General features: G+C 68.9%; 15 protein-coding genes and 1 tRNA gene. 13 read left to right on the top strand and 3 right to left on the bottom strand.

What is annotated here, in order from left to right:
* Positions 1-25: 25 nt before the first annotated feature.
* Entirely contained in the window at positions 26-724 is a 699-nt protein-coding gene (locus Q5716_RS06555; protein ID WP_305002980.1) for an endonuclease/exonuclease/phosphatase family protein, read from the top strand.
* Between the two features lie 86 nt (positions 725-810).
* Here the strand turns inward: Q5716_RS06555 and Q5716_RS06550 are convergent.
* Positions 811-895: transfer RNA gene (locus tag Q5716_RS06550), tRNA-Leu, on the bottom strand.
* Between the two features lie 64 nt (positions 896-959).
* On the opposite strand from Q5716_RS06550, the gene Q5716_RS06545 reads away from it, so the two are divergent.
* Together Q5716_RS06545 and Q5716_RS06540 are read left to right on the top strand one after the other, a co-directional pair.
* Positions 960-2,264, top strand: a complete 1,305-nt coding sequence (locus Q5716_RS06545) for a M20/M25/M40 family metallo-hydrolase (protein ID WP_305002278.1) — start codon at positions 960-962, stop codon at positions 2,262-2,264.
* Positions 2,265-2,276: 12 nt separating this feature from the next.
* Entirely contained in the window at positions 2,277-3,128 is an 852-nt protein-coding gene (locus Q5716_RS06540) for an undecaprenyl-diphosphate phosphatase (protein ID WP_305002277.1), read from the top strand.
* A gap of 7 nt (positions 3,129-3,135) precedes the next feature.
* On the opposite strand, the gene Q5716_RS06535 is transcribed toward Q5716_RS06540, so the two are convergent.
* Entirely contained in the window at positions 3,136-4,074 is a 939-nt protein-coding gene (locus Q5716_RS06535; RefSeq protein WP_305002276.1) for a proteasome assembly chaperone family protein, read from the bottom strand.
* On the opposite strand from Q5716_RS06535, the gene Q5716_RS06530 reads away from it, so the two are divergent.
* Genes Q5716_RS06530 through lnt form a run of 10 tightly spaced genes read left to right on the top strand, consistent with a single transcriptional unit; the run spans position 4,063 to position 14,177 of the window.
* A complete protein-coding gene (locus Q5716_RS06530; RefSeq protein ID WP_305002275.1) occupies positions 4,063-4,770 on the top strand; it encodes an HAD family hydrolase in 708 nt (235 codons plus the stop codon). The genes Q5716_RS06535 and Q5716_RS06530 overlap by 12 nt on opposite strands.
* Positions 4,767-5,768, top strand: coding sequence for a tRNA (adenine-N1)-methyltransferase (locus tag Q5716_RS06525; protein ID WP_305002274.1), 1,002 nt, complete (start codon positions 4,767-4,769; stop codon positions 5,766-5,768). Before Q5716_RS06530 ends, Q5716_RS06525 begins: the two co-directional genes overlap by 4 nt.
* Positions 5,769-5,817: 49 nt before the next feature.
* Entirely contained in the window at positions 5,818-6,723 is a 906-nt protein-coding gene (locus Q5716_RS06520) for an FKBP-type peptidyl-prolyl cis-trans isomerase (protein WP_305002273.1), read from the top strand.
* A 49-nt stretch (positions 6,724-6,772) separates the two neighbouring features.
* Positions 6,773-7,768 carry a helix-turn-helix transcriptional regulator gene (locus tag Q5716_RS06515; RefSeq protein ID WP_305002272.1) on the top strand — a complete coding sequence of 332 codons (996 nt, stop codon included), beginning with the start codon at positions 6,773-6,775 and terminating at the stop codon, positions 7,766-7,768.
* A complete protein-coding gene (locus Q5716_RS06510) occupies positions 7,761-8,744 on the top strand; it encodes a helix-turn-helix transcriptional regulator (RefSeq protein WP_305002271.1) in 984 nt (327 codons plus the stop codon). The genes Q5716_RS06515 and Q5716_RS06510 overlap by 8 nt, the downstream gene beginning before the upstream one ends.
* Entirely contained in the window at positions 8,741-9,097 is a 357-nt protein-coding gene (locus tag Q5716_RS06505) for a hypothetical protein (protein WP_305002270.1), read from the top strand. Before Q5716_RS06510 ends, Q5716_RS06505 begins: the two co-directional genes overlap by 4 nt.
* A gap of 35 nt (positions 9,098-9,132) precedes the next feature.
* Complete coding sequence (gene tatA / locus Q5716_RS06500; protein WP_305002269.1) at positions 9,133-9,378, top strand: Sec-independent protein translocase subunit TatA; 246 nt, start codon at positions 9,133-9,135, stop codon at positions 9,376-9,378.
* A gap of 50 nt (positions 9,379-9,428) precedes the next feature.
* Positions 9,429-10,175, top strand: coding sequence for a twin-arginine translocase subunit TatC (gene tatC, locus Q5716_RS06495; protein WP_305002979.1), 747 nt, complete (start codon positions 9,429-9,431; stop codon positions 10,173-10,175).
* A 10-nt stretch (positions 10,176-10,185) separates the two neighbouring features.
* Positions 10,186-12,615: a DEAD/DEAH box helicase gene (locus Q5716_RS06490; RefSeq protein WP_305002268.1), complete on the top strand. Its 2,430-nt coding sequence runs from the start codon at positions 10,186-10,188 to the stop codon at positions 12,613-12,615.
* Positions 12,612-14,177, top strand: coding sequence for an apolipoprotein N-acyltransferase (lnt, locus tag Q5716_RS06485; protein ID WP_305002267.1), 1,566 nt, complete (start codon positions 12,612-12,614; stop codon positions 14,175-14,177). The genes Q5716_RS06490 and lnt overlap by 4 nt, the downstream gene beginning before the upstream one ends.
* A 7-nt stretch (positions 14,178-14,184) precedes the next feature.
* Here the strand turns inward: lnt and Q5716_RS06480 are convergent, their stop codons facing one another.
* Entirely contained in the window at positions 14,185-14,559 is a 375-nt protein-coding gene (locus tag Q5716_RS06480) for an RNA polymerase-binding protein RbpA (protein WP_305002266.1), read from the bottom strand.
* Positions 14,560-14,638 lie beyond the last annotated feature (79 nt).

The following is a 14,638-nucleotide window of genomic DNA, read 5'->3' as shown; positions in this document are numbered from 1 at the left end:
TCGAGAAGAGAGAATCGGTTCAGTGATCCGGGTCATCAGTTACAACCTCCGAAAGCACCGCGCGATCGGCGAGCTCGCCGCTCTCTCCGAGACGGCGGATCTCGATGCGATTTGCTTGCAAGAGGCGTTCTCGAGCGACCTGCCGACGGAGATCGGCGGGCTCCACCTGGCGGGGTCGACCCAGAACAACCGCCTGGGTCTGGCGGTCTACTACCGCAAGGAGCGCTACGAGCACCTCGAGACCCGCTCCTACCAGCTGAAGAAGTCGCTCCACGACCTCATCTTCTCGCCGACGCCCGAGCGACTCGTCGGCTCCCGCCTCGTCGACCGCGAGAGCGGTCACGAGCTCGTGCTCGCGTCATTCCACGCGGCCCCCCTGACGGCGCTCAACTCGCTCCGACGCGAGCAGATCACGGCGGCGCACGAGCTCCTCCAGCAGCTCGGCTCCGGCGCACCCATCATCATGGTGGGCGACTACAACTACCCGCTGTTCAAGGACGACCTCGGCGAGCGCGTCGCGAAGACGGGGTACGACCTCTCGCTGAGCGACCGGAGGACGTACACGGCGTACAAGTTCTTCCGCGGACACTTCGACTTCGTGACGTCGCAGGGCTTCACGATCGAGAGCGTCGAGACGCTCGCCCGCGGGTCGAGCGACCACATCCCGATCCTCGTGACCGCCTCCTACGGCGACCCCGACTACAAGCGCGCGGGGAAAGAGTAGGGCGGCGACCCGAGGCCTCCAGCGGTCCGTCCTGGATCGCGAAACGACGGAAGGCGCCACCCTAGGGTGACGCCTTCAGTCGTGTGTGCGCGAAGGGGGACTTGAACCCCCACGCCCTATACGGGCACTAGCACCTCAAGCTAGCGCGTCTGCCAATTCCGCCATCCGCGCGCAGTGGATCGTCCTTCATCAGGACTACCGAAGAAAGAGAATAGCACGCTGATAGCGTGGTCGAATGCCACCCCGTGACGAGTTGGACTCGACCGCCCGAATCGCCCAGGAGCTCATCCGCTTCGATACCACGAACTACGGCGAGGGGCGCTCGAATGGCGAGACCGACGCCGCCGAGTACTTGGGCGCGCTCCTCGAGGACCTCGGCCTGACGACGGAATACGTGGATGCCGCGACCGGTCGCACGAGCGTTCTCGCGCGCGTACCGGGTCGCAACCCGTCCAAGCCGGCGCTCGTCGTGCACGGCCACACCGACGTCGTCCCGGCCGACCCGACGAACTGGACGGTGGACCCGTTCGGGGGCACCGTTCGGGACGGGATGCTGTGGGGGCGCGGCGCCGTCGACATGAAGAACATGGACGCGATGATCGTCGCCGCGCTGCAGGACATCCTCGGGAGCGGTCGGCAGCCCGAGCGCGACCTGGTCGTCGCGTTCTTCTCCGACGAGGAGAACGGGGGAGTGTTCGGCTCGCACTACGTCGTCGATCACCGCCCCGACCTCTTCGAGGGGGCTATCGAGGCCATCAGCGAGGTCGGCGGCTACTCGGTTCACCTGAACGGACGGCGCTCCTACCTGCTGCAGACGGGGGAGAAGGCCCTCGTCTGGATCAAGCTCGTGGCTCGCGGCACCGCCGCTCACGGCAGCCGCGTCATCCGCGACAACGCCGTCACGAAGCTCGCTCACGCGATCGCCGCGATCGGCTCCCGGGAGTGGCCGGTTCAGCTCACGGCGACGACCGAGCAGCTCCTGGGGGAGCTCGCGCGGATCATGGGCGTCGACCCCGAGCGAGTGGGTCCGGACGAGCTCGTGCTGTCGACGGGGACGGCGGCGGGGTTCATCCAGGCGACACTGCGGACGACGAGCAACCCGACGCTGCTGAAGGCCGGCTACAAGCACAACGTCATCCCGGATACCGCGGAGGCGCTCGTCGACATCCGCACGCTCGCCGGAGACGAGGATGCGGTTCTCGAGGAGATCCGCGGCCTCGTCGGCGACGACATCGAGATCGTCGTGCTGCACCGGGACATCGGCCTGGAGAACACGTTCGACGGCCCCCTCGTCGACGCGATGGTCTCCGCGCTCGGAGTCCACGACCCGGGCGCCCCGGTGCTGCCCTACCTCCTGTCGGGGGGCACCGACAACAAGGCGCTCGCGAAGCTCGGCATCCGCGGCTACGGCTTCGCGCCCCTGCAGCTCCCGCCCGAGCTCGACTTCCCCGCGATGTTCCACGGGGTGGACGAGCGGGTCCCGCTCGACGCACTAGTCTTTGGCAGGCGGGTTCTGACCGACCTGCTGCTGACCTACTAGGAGATCCGTTCCATGGGCTTCATCGAGGCGATCATCCTCGGCCTCATCCAGGGCCTCACGGAGTTCCTGCCGATCTCCTCCAGCGCGCACCTGCGCATCGCGGGCGAGTTCCTGCCCTCCGCGCAGGACCCGGGGGCGACCTTCACCGCGATCACCCAGCTCGGCACCGAGCTCGCGGTCCTGCTGTACTTCCGCCGGGACATCGTGCGCATCATCACGCGGTGGTTCCAGCAGTTCGGTGGGCAGAAGGGGGCCCACGCCGAGGTCATCGACCGGTCGCACCCCGACGTGCGCCTCGGCTGGTTGATCATCATCGGCACAATCCCGATCGTGCTCGTCGGCTACTTCGCGCAGGACTACATCCGCTCGGTCTTCCGGTCCCTGTGGCTCGTCGCGATCGTACTCATCGTCTTCGGCATCATCCTCGGAGTCGTCGACCTGCTCGCGAAGCGCGAGAAGTCGATCCTCGACCTGAGCTACCGCGACGGCGTCATCATCGGCGTGGCGCAGATGCTCGCGCTCATCCCCGGCGTCTCCCGCTCCGGCGCGACGATGACCGCGGGTCGGGCGCTCGGCTACACGCGACCCGCCGCTGCGCGCTACGGCTTCCTGCTCGCCATCCCGGCGGTGTTCGGCAGCGGTCTCTACGAGCTCGTGCACAGCTTCGGCGAACCCGAGGGCGCCTACGGCTACGCCGAGACCGGCGTCGCGACCGTGGTCGCGTTCGTCGTGGGCTACGCGGTCATCGCCTTCCTGATGCGCTACATCGAGAAGCGGTCGTTCCTGCCGTTCGTGATCTACCGGATCCTGCTCGGGGCGACGCTCCTCGTGCTGCTGTCGCTCGGCATCCTGAACCCGCTGTAGCGAAGGACTAGGGCGCCGGTCGCCAGGGCTCGTCGCCCGCCGCGCCGCCCTCGGGCTTGTCGCCGCCGCGGCGCAGGTACTTCTCGAACTCCTGCGCGATCGCCTCGCCGCTCGCCTCGGGGGAGTCGACGGTGTCGCGGGCCTGCTCGAGCTGCTCGATGTAGGAGGCCATGTCGTCGTCGTCGCCCGCGAGCGCGTCGATGCCGGATTCCCAGGCGGCCGCCTCGCTCACGAGGTCGCCGCGGGGGATCACGACGTCGATGATCTCCTCGAGCTTGTCCACGATCGCGAGGGTCGCCTTGGGGGAGGGCGCGTTGTGCACGTAGTGCGGCACCGAGGCCCAGACCGAGAGCGTGGGGATGCCCGCGCGCTCCGCCGCGTCGGCGAGCACGGAGAGGATGCCGACCGGCCCCTCGTACATACTGCGCTCCATGCCGAACTCGGCGCGCACGTCGGCGTTCTCACTGCTCGTGAAGAGGGAGATGGGCCTCGAGTGCGGGACATCCGCGAGCATCGCACCGAGGAAGACGATGCCGCCGATCTCATTCGCCTCGACAGTCTCGAGCACCTCGCGCGTGAAGGTCTTCCAGCCCCGCGACGGCTCGGTGCCGAGCAGGAGGTAGATGTTGGCGCCGTTGTCGCCGCTCACGTCGAGCTGCGCGTCCTCCGCGAGGGGAGCGCCGCGGCCGGCATTCGGTCGCGAGGGGCCGTAGATGGTCACCCCGGGCCACACGATCGCGCGGTTGCCGGATTCGTCCGTGACGACCGAGGGCCGGTTGAACTGGTAGTCGAAGTAGTCCTCGGGGTCCACCTCGGCGATGGGGTAGAGGTCGAGGGCGTCCTTGAGGGTGCGCACCGCGCCGCTCGCCGCCTCGCCCGCGTCGTTCCAGCCCTCGAAGGCGACGACGAGGAGCCGCCTCTGCGCGAAGGTCTCATGATCGGGCATCCTCCAAGGATAGAACTACGATTGTCGGTTGTGACTCCTCCCCACCCGCCCGCCGCAGTCTTCTGGGACATGGACGGCACCCTCGTCGACACCGAGCCCTATTGGATCGCTGCCGAGACTGCCCTGATCGAGGAGTTCGGCGGCTCGTGGACGCACGAGGAGGCGATGCAGCTCGTCGGGTCGGGACTGTTCCACTCGGCGCGCATCATCCAGGCGAAGGGCGTCACGCTCTCAGAGACGGAGATCATCGACCGCCTCACCGACCGCGTGCTCGAGCAGCTCGTCGAGAAGGGCGTGCCGTGGCGGCCGGGAGCGCGGGAGCTGCTCGTGGCGCTGCGGGAGCAGGGCATCCCGACGGGGCTCGTCACGATGTCGATCGGCCGCATGGCCCACCACGTCGCCGACCAGCTCGGCTTCGTGGGATTCGACGCCGTCGTCTCCGGCGACGACGTGACCCACTCGAAGCCGCACCCGGAGCCGTACTTGCGGGCTGCGGAGCTGCTCGGAGTCGACCCGGCCCGCTCCGTGGCGCTCGAGGACTCGCCCCCCGGTGTCTCCTCCGCCGCCGCCGCGGGGATGGTCGCGATCGGCGTCCCGTTCCTCATCGACCTGTCGGATGCCCCGGCCCACCACCTCTGGGACACTCTCGCCGGCCGCACCGTCGCCGACCTCTCCGCCGTCGTGGGAGCGCCGTGAGCGGCGCCGTGCGCCGGCAGAGCGGTCCCTTCCGCGCGGGGGACCGCGTCCAGCTCACCGGCCCGAAGGGCCGCCTCAACACCGTGACGCTCGAGCAGGGCGGCGAGTTCCACACGCATCAGGGAGTGCTCAGCCACGACGTCGTGATCGGAGCCCCGGATGGCTCGGTCGTCGTGTCGAGCAACGGTATCGAGTACCTCGCCCTGCGCCCCCTGCTCACCGACTTCGTGATGTCGATGCCGCGCGGCGCCGCGATCATCTACCCCAAGGACGCGGCTCAGATCCTCGCGCACGCCGACATCTTCCCCGGCGCGACGGTCGTCGAGGCCGGAGTGGGGTCGGGGGCGCTCTCTCTATGGCTGCTGCGCGCCGTCGGCCCCGACGGGCGCCTCCTGTCGTTCGAGCGCCGCGACGAGTTCGCCGACGTCGCGCGCGGCAACGTCGGCGCATTCCTCGGGGCGGTACCCGAGAACTGGTCCGTCACGGTCGGCGATCTGCAGGAGACGCTCCCGGGCGCGGTGGAGCCGGGAACCGTCGACCGCGTCGTGCTCGACATGCTCGCCCCGTGGGAGTGCCTCGACGTCGTCGCAGACGCGCTCACGCCCGGGGGAGTGCTCCTCTGCTATATCGCCACAGTGACGCAGCTCTCCCGCGTCGCGGAGGCGATCCGCGCGACGGGGGCGTTCACCGACCCGGACCCGACCGAGACGATGGTGCGCGGCTGGCACGTCGAGGGACTGGCCGTGCGCCCGGACCACAGGATGGTCGCCCACACGGGGTTCCTGATCACCGCGCGACGCCTTGCGCCCGGGGCCGTGCTTCCGGCGCTCAAGCGGCGAGCATCCAAGTCCGACTACTCCGACGAGGACGTCGAGCTGTGGACTCCCGGCTCCCTCGGGCAGCGTCCGGGGAGCGACAAGAGCCTGCGTCGAGCGGCTCGGGAGGCGCAGGCGGCGGCCCGCGCCGCCGGGGCCGAGCCGGGCCCGGACGGGCAGTAGAGTGTTTGCGGTGCCGAACCCCACCGCGCCGAACCCCTCAAGGAGAACCGTGTCAGTGCGCAAGCTCGCCAGCATCGTCGTGTCCGCCGGTGTGCTCGTTTCCCTGTCGGCGTGCGCGTCGAGCCCGTCGACGTTCGCCGACTGCGGGCCGAGCGGCAACGCCGCGCTCGTGACGGCCGAAGGCAGCTTCGGCAAGGACCCCGCCGCCGAGTTCCCGACGCCGCTCGTGTCGACGAAGGCGGAGACCGCGCAGATCCGCGAGGGAGACGGCAAGGATGTCCCGCCCGGCGGCATCGCGTACGGCACCGTGAGCGTCTACGACGGTGAGACCGGGGAGGCCCTCGGCGGCGATTCCCCGCTCGTTGCCGTTCCCCTGCTCGCGAGCTCGACCGACTTCGTGCTCCCGTTCGCGGACGCCCTCGCGTGCGCCGAGGTGGGCTCGCGCGTCGTCATGACCGGCACCAACCAGCAGCTCTTCGGCGAGGAGGGCATCGGCGGCAGCATCGCCCCGGATGCCACGCTCGTCGTCGTCACCGACGTCACCGACGCCTTCCTCGGTCGGGCCAACGGGGCCGACCAGATCGCTCAGGACGGGATGCCCGCGATCGTGCTCGCGCCGAACGGCCAGCCGGGATTCACCTTCCCCGACACCCCGCTCACCGACTTCCGCGCTGACTTCCTCAAGCGGGGTTCCGGTACCGTCGTCGAGGACGGCGACTCCGTCGTGATCCACTACTCCACGGTGGCGTGGGGAGCCGCATCAGTGACCGAGTCGACGTGGACCGCTTCGCCGAAGATCGTCCCGCTCGACGGCGCCGACTCGACCGGCACGACGATCACCGGGGCCGTCAAGGACGCCATTGTCGGCGCCCCGGTCGGATCGCAATTGCTCATTGTCGCCCCGGGGGACTCGACGCTCGTCTACGTTATTGACGTGCTCGGCATCGCGGAGTAGCACCACCAGACAGCACGACACAGGCCGGGTGTCAGACAACACTTTAGGATTGACCGTGGCCAGTTCATCGCAGAGGATCCCCGTCGAGGAGAGGCTGTTCAGCCTCGTCCTCGCGCTGCTCGCGACCGATGCGGGGCTCACCAAGACCGAGATACTGTCGACCGTTCAGGGCTACCGGCAGAAGTACTCGGCCTCCGGCGACAACTCCAACCTCGAGCGCCAGTTCGAGCGCGACAAGGACGACATCCGAGAGCTCGGAGTGCCGTTGGAGACGATCGAAGCCCCCGGTCAGTCGGGCAACAATCAGAACCTCCGGTACCGCATCCCGCGGGGGGCCTACCAGCTGCCGAGCGACGTGCGCTTCTCCCCGGAGGAGACGACGCTGCTCAACCTCGCGGCGATGGTGTGGCGCGAGGGCTCCCTGTCGGGCCAGTCCCGTCGTGCGATCATGAAGCTGCGCTCGCTCGGCGTGACGACGACGGAGCCGGTGCTCGGCTACGCCCCCCGGGTGCGCGTGCGCGAGGCGGCCTTCGAGCCGCTCAGCGACGCCCTCGAGCGGCACCTGCAGGTGCGCTTCTCCTACCTCAAGCCGGGTGAGGAGGCGCCCCGCGTGCGCACCGTCAACCCCCTCGCCCTCGTCCAGCACCAGGGGCGGTGGCACCTCTACGCGGACGAGCCGGAGTCCGGGACCACCCGCACGTTCCTGCTCCGTCGCATCGTGAGTCCGGTGGAGACCACGACCCGCTCGTTCGTCGCCCCCGAGCTCGACCCCTCGGCCGAGGCTCTCGCCGGCCTGGAAGCGGTCTGGGAGGAGCGTCTCGCCGTCGTCGAAGTCGAGCCGGGCAGCGATGCCGCGACCCGACTCGGCAAGCGGCGTGGAACCCGATCGGTCGACGACAACTCGCTCGAGCTGCACTACACCGACGAGAACATCCTCGCGGACGAGCTCGCGGCGTTTGGGCCGGAGGTCCTCGTGCTCTCCCCGCCCTCCCTCCGCGACGCGGTCCGCTCGCGACTCGACAGAACGGCGGCCGACCATGGCTGATCGCCCCCAGCCCCAGCGCGCGCAGGACAAGCTCGCGTTCCTGCTCTCTCTCGTGCCCTACCTCATGGACCACGACCGCGTGAGCGTCACCGAGGTCGCCGAGCACTTCGGAGTCCCGGCGGAGCAGATCCGGGATGCTGTGCGCCTGATCGGCGTGTCGGGCATCCCCGGAGAGACGGCGATGTACCAGCACGGCGATCTCTTCGATATCGCGTGGGACGACTTCGAGGACAACGACCAGATCGTGCTCACCAACATGGTGGCGATCGACGACTCCCCGCGGTTCTCGGCCCGGGAGGCCGCTGCGCTCATCGCGGGGCTCCAGTACCTCTCGGCGCTGCCAGAGCACTCCGACCGCACCGCGATCGCGACGCTCATGTCGAAGCTCTCGCGAGGAGCATCGGCGGTGCCGAGCCCGGTCGCCGTGGAGGCCTCGGAGTCCGACGAGACCCTGGCGCTCGCTCGAGAGTCCGTCGAGCGCGGCGTCCAGCTCGAGTTCGACTACCTCAACTCCAGAGGGGAGTCGGAGCACCGGCTCGTCGATCCGCTGCGCGTGGAGTCGGTCGACGCCGACTGGTACCTCCGGGGCTGGTGCCACTTGCGCGAGGCCGTCCGCACGTTCCGCCTCGACCGCATCTCCAGCCCGCGGATCACCGAGAAGCCCATCGCCCACGGAGCGACCGACGTCACCCTTCCGGACACCCTGTTCGAGGGCTCGGCCGACGACCTCACGGTCACGATCGACATCGCCGCCGGCGCCGTAGCCCTGCTGGCGGACTACATCCCCGAGGGCGCCGAGCGCACCGACGTGGGAGATCGCGTGCGCACGAGCATCCGGGTCTCGCACTATCACGGCCTCAAGCGGCTCATGGCCGGGATGTCCGGGGTCGCGACAGTGGTCGCACCGCCGGAGGCGCGAGCGGTCGTGGCCGAGTGGGCCGCGGCCGGTGCGGCGCGGTACTCGAGCCGACCGTGATCGATTGGTGGGGCTGGGTGCTGCTGTGGTCGGGGCTCGTCCTAGTTCTGGTGGTCGTTCTCGCCACACTCGCATGGTGGCTGTTCCGCAAGTTCTTGCGCCTGCTCGGCGATGTCGCCGATCTCGCGGAACGCGGGGCCATCCTGGATGCGGCGGATGCGGAGCTCGTGCGGCCGCAGCTCGCCGTCCTCGCCGCGGTGAGCGATGCGCGCGCGCGCGAGGACGCCCGCCGCTGTGCTCGACGGGAGCGCCGCCGCGTCCGTCGTGAGCGTCGGCTCGACCGCGCCCGCCGCATCACCGGCCCGGAGGCGGCTGCCGGTCCGTGGCCCGCCGATTGGTACGATAAGGCGTAACACCATTCCGTCCTCTCCGAGAAAGCGGTCAGAGCATGCTGGGAAACCTCACCGGATGGCACCTCGTCGTCATCCTCGTCATCGTGCTTCTGCTGTTCGGAGCGCCGAAGCTCCCCGGTCTCGCGCGCAGCATCGGTCAGTCGATGCGCATCTTCCGCAGCGAGGTCAAGACGATGAAGGACGAGAACGGCGACGCAACCGTGGTCGAGGATGCCGCGGCCGACGCTGAGGCCGCTCCCGGCGTCATCTCGACCAAGAGCACGCCCAAGCCGAAGTCCTGACCCGCGTGGCCACCCGATCCGGGCGGTGGCGCAACAAGAGCGACGAGCGGATGTCGCTCGGCGAGCACCTCCGCGAGCTGCGCAAGCGACTTGTCATCTCGGCGATCGCGATCCTCCTCGCCGCCGTCGCGGGCTTTTTGCTCGCACCCTTCGTCATCGACGCCATCCGGGTGCCCATCAACCAGATCGCGGAGGAGCGCAACGCGACGATCGTCTACACGACGGTGACGGGCGCCTTCGATCTGCGCATCTCGATCGCCGTGACGATCGCCATCGTGATCGCGAGCCCGATCTGGCTCTACCAGGTCTTCGCCTTCCTCGTGCCGGGCCTGACCCAGAAGGAGAAGCGCTACACGTTCGGCTTTTTCTTCAGCGCAGTTCCGCTCTTCTTCGCCGGAGCGTTCGCGGGGTGGCTCGTCTTTCCGCACATGGTCCTGCTGCTCACCTCGTTCTCGGCCGAGCAGGAGGCGACCTACCTCGACGCGCGCGTCTACTACGACTTCGTGATCAAGCTCGTCCTCGCCGTGGGCATCGGCTTCGTGCTCCCGGTATTCCTCGTGCTCCTGAACTTCGTCGGCGTCCTCTCAGCGGCCTCGATCATCAAGGGCTGGCGCGTCGCCGTGCTCGTGATCACCCTCTTCACCGCCCTCGCGACGCCGGCCGCCGACGTGATCTCGATGTTCCTCCTCGCCATCCCGATGGTCCTGCTGTACTTCAGCGCCTGGGGCGTTGCCTGGTTCCACGATCGGAGGGTGGCGCGCCGGGCGACAGAGCTCGAGGAGTCCCTCGCCGCTTAGGCTGGAGCCAATGACCGACCAGCTTTCGCCCGCGGAGCGGTACGCGGCATCCCGCCGACGCAGCGGGCACCCGGTGCTCGAGGCGTTCCGCGCGCGCTTGAGGTTCGACATGGATCCCTTCCAGATCGAGGCCTGCGCCCAGTTGGAGGACGGCAAGAGCGTTCTCGTCGCCGCACCGACCGGCGCCGGCAAGACGATCGTCGCGGAGTTCGCCGTCTTCCAGGCGATGCAGGGGGAGCGGGGCAAGGTCTTCTACACCGCCCCGATGAAGGCGCTCAGCAACCAGAAGTTCCAGGAGCTCGTCGCCGAGTACGGCGCCGAGTCGGTGGGGCTGCTCACGGGCGACACGAACGTCAACTCGTCGGCTCGGATCGTCGTGATGACGACCGAGGTTCTCCGCAACATGCTGTACGCCGACTCCGACCTGCTTCGCGACCTGGAGTACGTCGTCATGGACGAGGTGCACTTCCTCGCCGACCGGTTCCGAGGGGCGGTGTGGGAGGAGGTCATCATCCACCTGCCCCTCCGCGTCCGCATGGTGTCGCTGAGCGCGACGGTCTCGAACGCCGAGGAGTTCGGCGACTGGCTCCAGGCGGTCCGCGGCGACACCGCGGTGATCGTCTCCGAGGAGCGCCCCGTGCCCCTCGACCAGCACATCCTCATGCGGACCAAGCTCATCGACCTGTTCGACTCGTCGGGCCTCGCCGCCACCAACCGAGTGAACCCCGAACTCGTGCAGATGGCCCGGTACGGGGGGCGGACGCTGAACTCCCGCCAGATGAAGGACGTGGGGCGCTACCACTCGCGCGGCGGCCGGCCCGAGAATCAGCGGATGCCCCGGCAGGAGGTCGTCCGACTGCTCGAGTCGAAGAACCTCCTGCCCGCGATCTTCTTCATCTTCAGTCGGGCTGGATGCGACCAGGCGGTCTCGCAGGTGCTGCGAGCGGGCATCCGGCTCACCACGACCGCGGAGCGGGACGAGATCCGCGAGATCGTCGAGGAGCGGTGCCGCACACTGCTCGACGAGGACCTCGCGGTCCTGGGCTACTGGGACTGGCTCTCCGGCCTCGAGCGCGGGGTCGCGGCGCACCACGCGGGCCTGCTGCCCGCGTTCAAGGAGGTCGTGGAGGAGCTGTTCCAGAAGAAGCTCGTCAAGGCGGTGTTCGCAACAGAGACGCTCGCGCTCGGGATCAACATGCCTGCGCGGACCGTCGTGCTCGAGAAGCTCGAGAAGTTCAACGGCGAAGCTCGAGTGCCGATCACCCCGGGGGAGTACACGCAGCTGACAGGTCGCGCGGGACGTCGGGGCATCGACGTGGAGGGGCACTCGGTCATCCAGTGGGTCGACGGCCTCGATCCGCAGGCGGTCGCATCGCTCGCCTCGCGGCGCACGTATCCCCTCAATTCGAGCTTCGTCCCGACGTACAACATGGCGGTGAATCTCATCTCGCAGTTCGGCCGCTCCCGCACCCGGGAGATCCTCGAGTCGAGCTTCGCGCAGTTCCAGGCCGACCGCGCCGTTGTCGACCTCGCCCGCAAGGTCCGGTCGCAGGAGGAGTCGCTCGCCGGCTACGCGAAGTCGATGACATGCCACCTCGGAGACTTCGCGGAGTACTCGTCGATCCGGCGCGAGCTCACGGATCTCGAGCGGAAGGGCATTCCGAGCACCGCGAGCCGGGGGGAGCGCGACCGGCGGCAGCGCCATCTCGCGGAGCTGCGTCGTCGGATGAAGCAGCACCCCTGCCACGCGTGCCCCGAGCGCGAGTCGCATGCGCGGTGGGCCGAGCGCTGGTTCCGTCTCAAGCGGGAGACGGACCAGATCGCTGCGCAGATCCGCACCCGCACGGGCGCGGTCGCGAAGATCTTCGACCGAGTCTCCGAGGTGCTCACCGAGCTCGGCTATCTGGTGGTGGCCAAGACCGGCGAGCTTGCGCTCAGTCCTGATGGCCGGATGCTGCGGCGGATCTACGGCGAGCGAGACCTTCTCGTCGCGGAGTCGCTGCGCCGGGGCTACTGGGACGGCCTCGACGCCCCCTCCGTCGCCGCTCTCGCGACGACGTTCGTGTATGATCCGAGGCGCGAGGAGGGCCAGCTGGGGGACCGCCACCTGCCGCGAGGTCGGTTCCGCGAGGCCTTCGATCGCACGGGCACGCTGTGGGCCGAGCTGGACGATCTGGAGCGCCGCCACCGCCTGCCGGGCAGCCAGCCGCTCGCGACGGGTCTCGCACTCGCCATGTACCGCTGGGCGAACGGCACCTCCCTCGACCACGTGCTCCAGGAGGCCGATCTGGCGGCGGGCGACTTCGTCCGGTGGACGAAGCAGACGATCGACCTGCTCGACCAGCTCTCGGTGGTCGCCGACGGCGAGGTAGGACGAACCGCTCGCACCGCCCTCGACGCGATCCGCCGGGGAATCGTGGCGTACAGTTCCGTCGCATGAGCGCGGAATATCCTCGGGTCGTGAAGCCGATCCTGCCGCTGTGGGCCGCCGTGCTCGTCGCCGCTGCCTCGGGGCCGATCCTCGATGCCGGCTTCCCCGACAAGGACGTCTGGCCGCTCACCCTCGTCGGAATCGCGCTCGTGCTCGTGAGTCTCGTCGGCCGACGGATCGCGTCGGCGATCCTCGTCGGCTTTCTTGCGGGAGCCGCGTTCTACTTCACCCACATCCAGTGGGCGGCCCTGTTCCTCGGGCCCCTTCCGATGTCGGCCCTCGCCGTCCTGGAGTCGTTGTTCTTCGCGGGCGGTGCCGTCGCGATCAGTCTCGCCTACCGCTGGATCCCGATCGCCTTCCCCTCGACGGCGGGACGCCTCGGGCTCCTCCCCGTCGCGCTGGCCGGTGTCTGGACCGCACGGGAGGCGTGGGCGAGCGTGTGGCCGTACGGCGGCTTCGCGTGGGGGAGGGTCGCGCTCTCGCAGTCGGAGGGCCCGTTCGCCCCGCTGTTCAGCTGGGTGGGCGTCTCGGGAGTGAGCTTCCTCATGGTGCTCCTCGTCGCGATCGCCATCGAGTCGGTCCGGATGACCGGACTGCCCGTCATCTCGAGGATCGCCGCTCCCGTAGGACTCGCGACCGCCGTGCTCGTCGCCCCCCTGTACCCGGTCGCCTCGTCGGGCACGATGACGGTCGCCGCAGTTCAGGGCAACGGTCGAGCCGGCTACTTCGACGGCGCCGACGCGGGCGAGCTGCTCCAGGCTCAGCTCGACGCGACCGAGCCGCTCTTCGGCACCCCGGTCGATGTGGTCGTGTGGCCGGAGGGCACCACCTACCGAGACCCGCTGCGGGATCCCACGACGACCGCGGTCTTCGAGTTCGTGTCCGAGCAGATGGATGCCCCGCTCGTCGCCCAGGGAGTCAGCGAGCGTGACGGCCGCTTCTACAACACGGCCGTGCTGTGGCAGTCGGGGGAGGGCGCCCTCGACTACTACGACAAGAAGCACCCGGTCCCGTTCGGCGAGTACATCCCGGATCGGTCCTTCTGGCGACCGTTTGCGCCCGACCTCATCGACCTCATCCAGCGGGAGTACACGCCGGGGACGACGGACAACGTGGTCGACATCGGAGGCGTGATCGCGGGGATCAACATCTGCTTCGACATCGTCGACGATCAGATCCTCACCGAGTCGGTCGAGCAGGGAGCCGAGATCATCTTCGCGTCCTCCAACAACGCGGACTTCGGCCGCACCGACGAGAGCGTTCAGCAGCTCGCCACGGCGCGCATCCGGGCGATCGAGCTGGGACGAACGGTCGTGAACATCTCGACGGTGGGCATCAGCGCGATGATCGCGCCCGATGGCAGCACGATCTCTCGACTACCGTGGTTCGAGCCTGGCTCGATGGTCGAGGAGGTCCCGCTCTCCACCACGACGACACCGGCAGTGCTCCTCGGTCGTCAGGTCGAGTGGTTCGTCGCGGGGCTCGGACTCGGCGCCATCGTCGTGGCCGGCCTCTCGGCCCGGGCAACGAGAACGCCCCGCCGCCGAGAGGGCGACGAGGCGTTGACGTAAGGGGCTTTCAGGCTCCGATGGCGTCCGACTTGTCCTGTCCGCGCCGAGCGCGGAGGTAGTCGAGCCGCTCCTGGAGGAGCTCCTCGAGCTCCGCTCGCGTGCGCCGCTCGAGCAGCATGTCCCAGTGGCTGCGGGGCGCCTTCACGTCCGCCTGCTCGAGCTCGACGGGCTTGCCTTCGCTCGTGAGCAGCACGCCCTCCTGGCCCGTCTTGGGCGACTCCCATACGGGCGGGATCTCTGCGTCTGCGGCGAACACCACCTCGAAGGTGGTCCCGTCTGCGGCGCGGTAAACACTCTTCACTCGCGGGGAGAACTCCACACCCTCTTCGCTCTGTAAGCTCTGGGTTCCGAGTCTCATCCCGCGCAAGCTCCGGTCTGCCATTGTGTGGCCTCCTTCTGTCGCGGTCAGCTCACAGTTATAAACCACCTAGCTGGGCATAACCTTTCAACCCCTCCGGGTT

The sequence above is a fragment of the Antiquaquibacter soli genome, assembly GCF_030580675.1.
In the GTDB taxonomy this organism is placed as follows: domain Bacteria; phylum Actinomycetota; class Actinomycetes; order Actinomycetales; family Microbacteriaceae; genus Rhodoglobus; species Rhodoglobus soli.
Note: the sequence above shows the minus strand (reverse complement) of the source record. Positions and strands in the feature narration are given on the sequence as shown.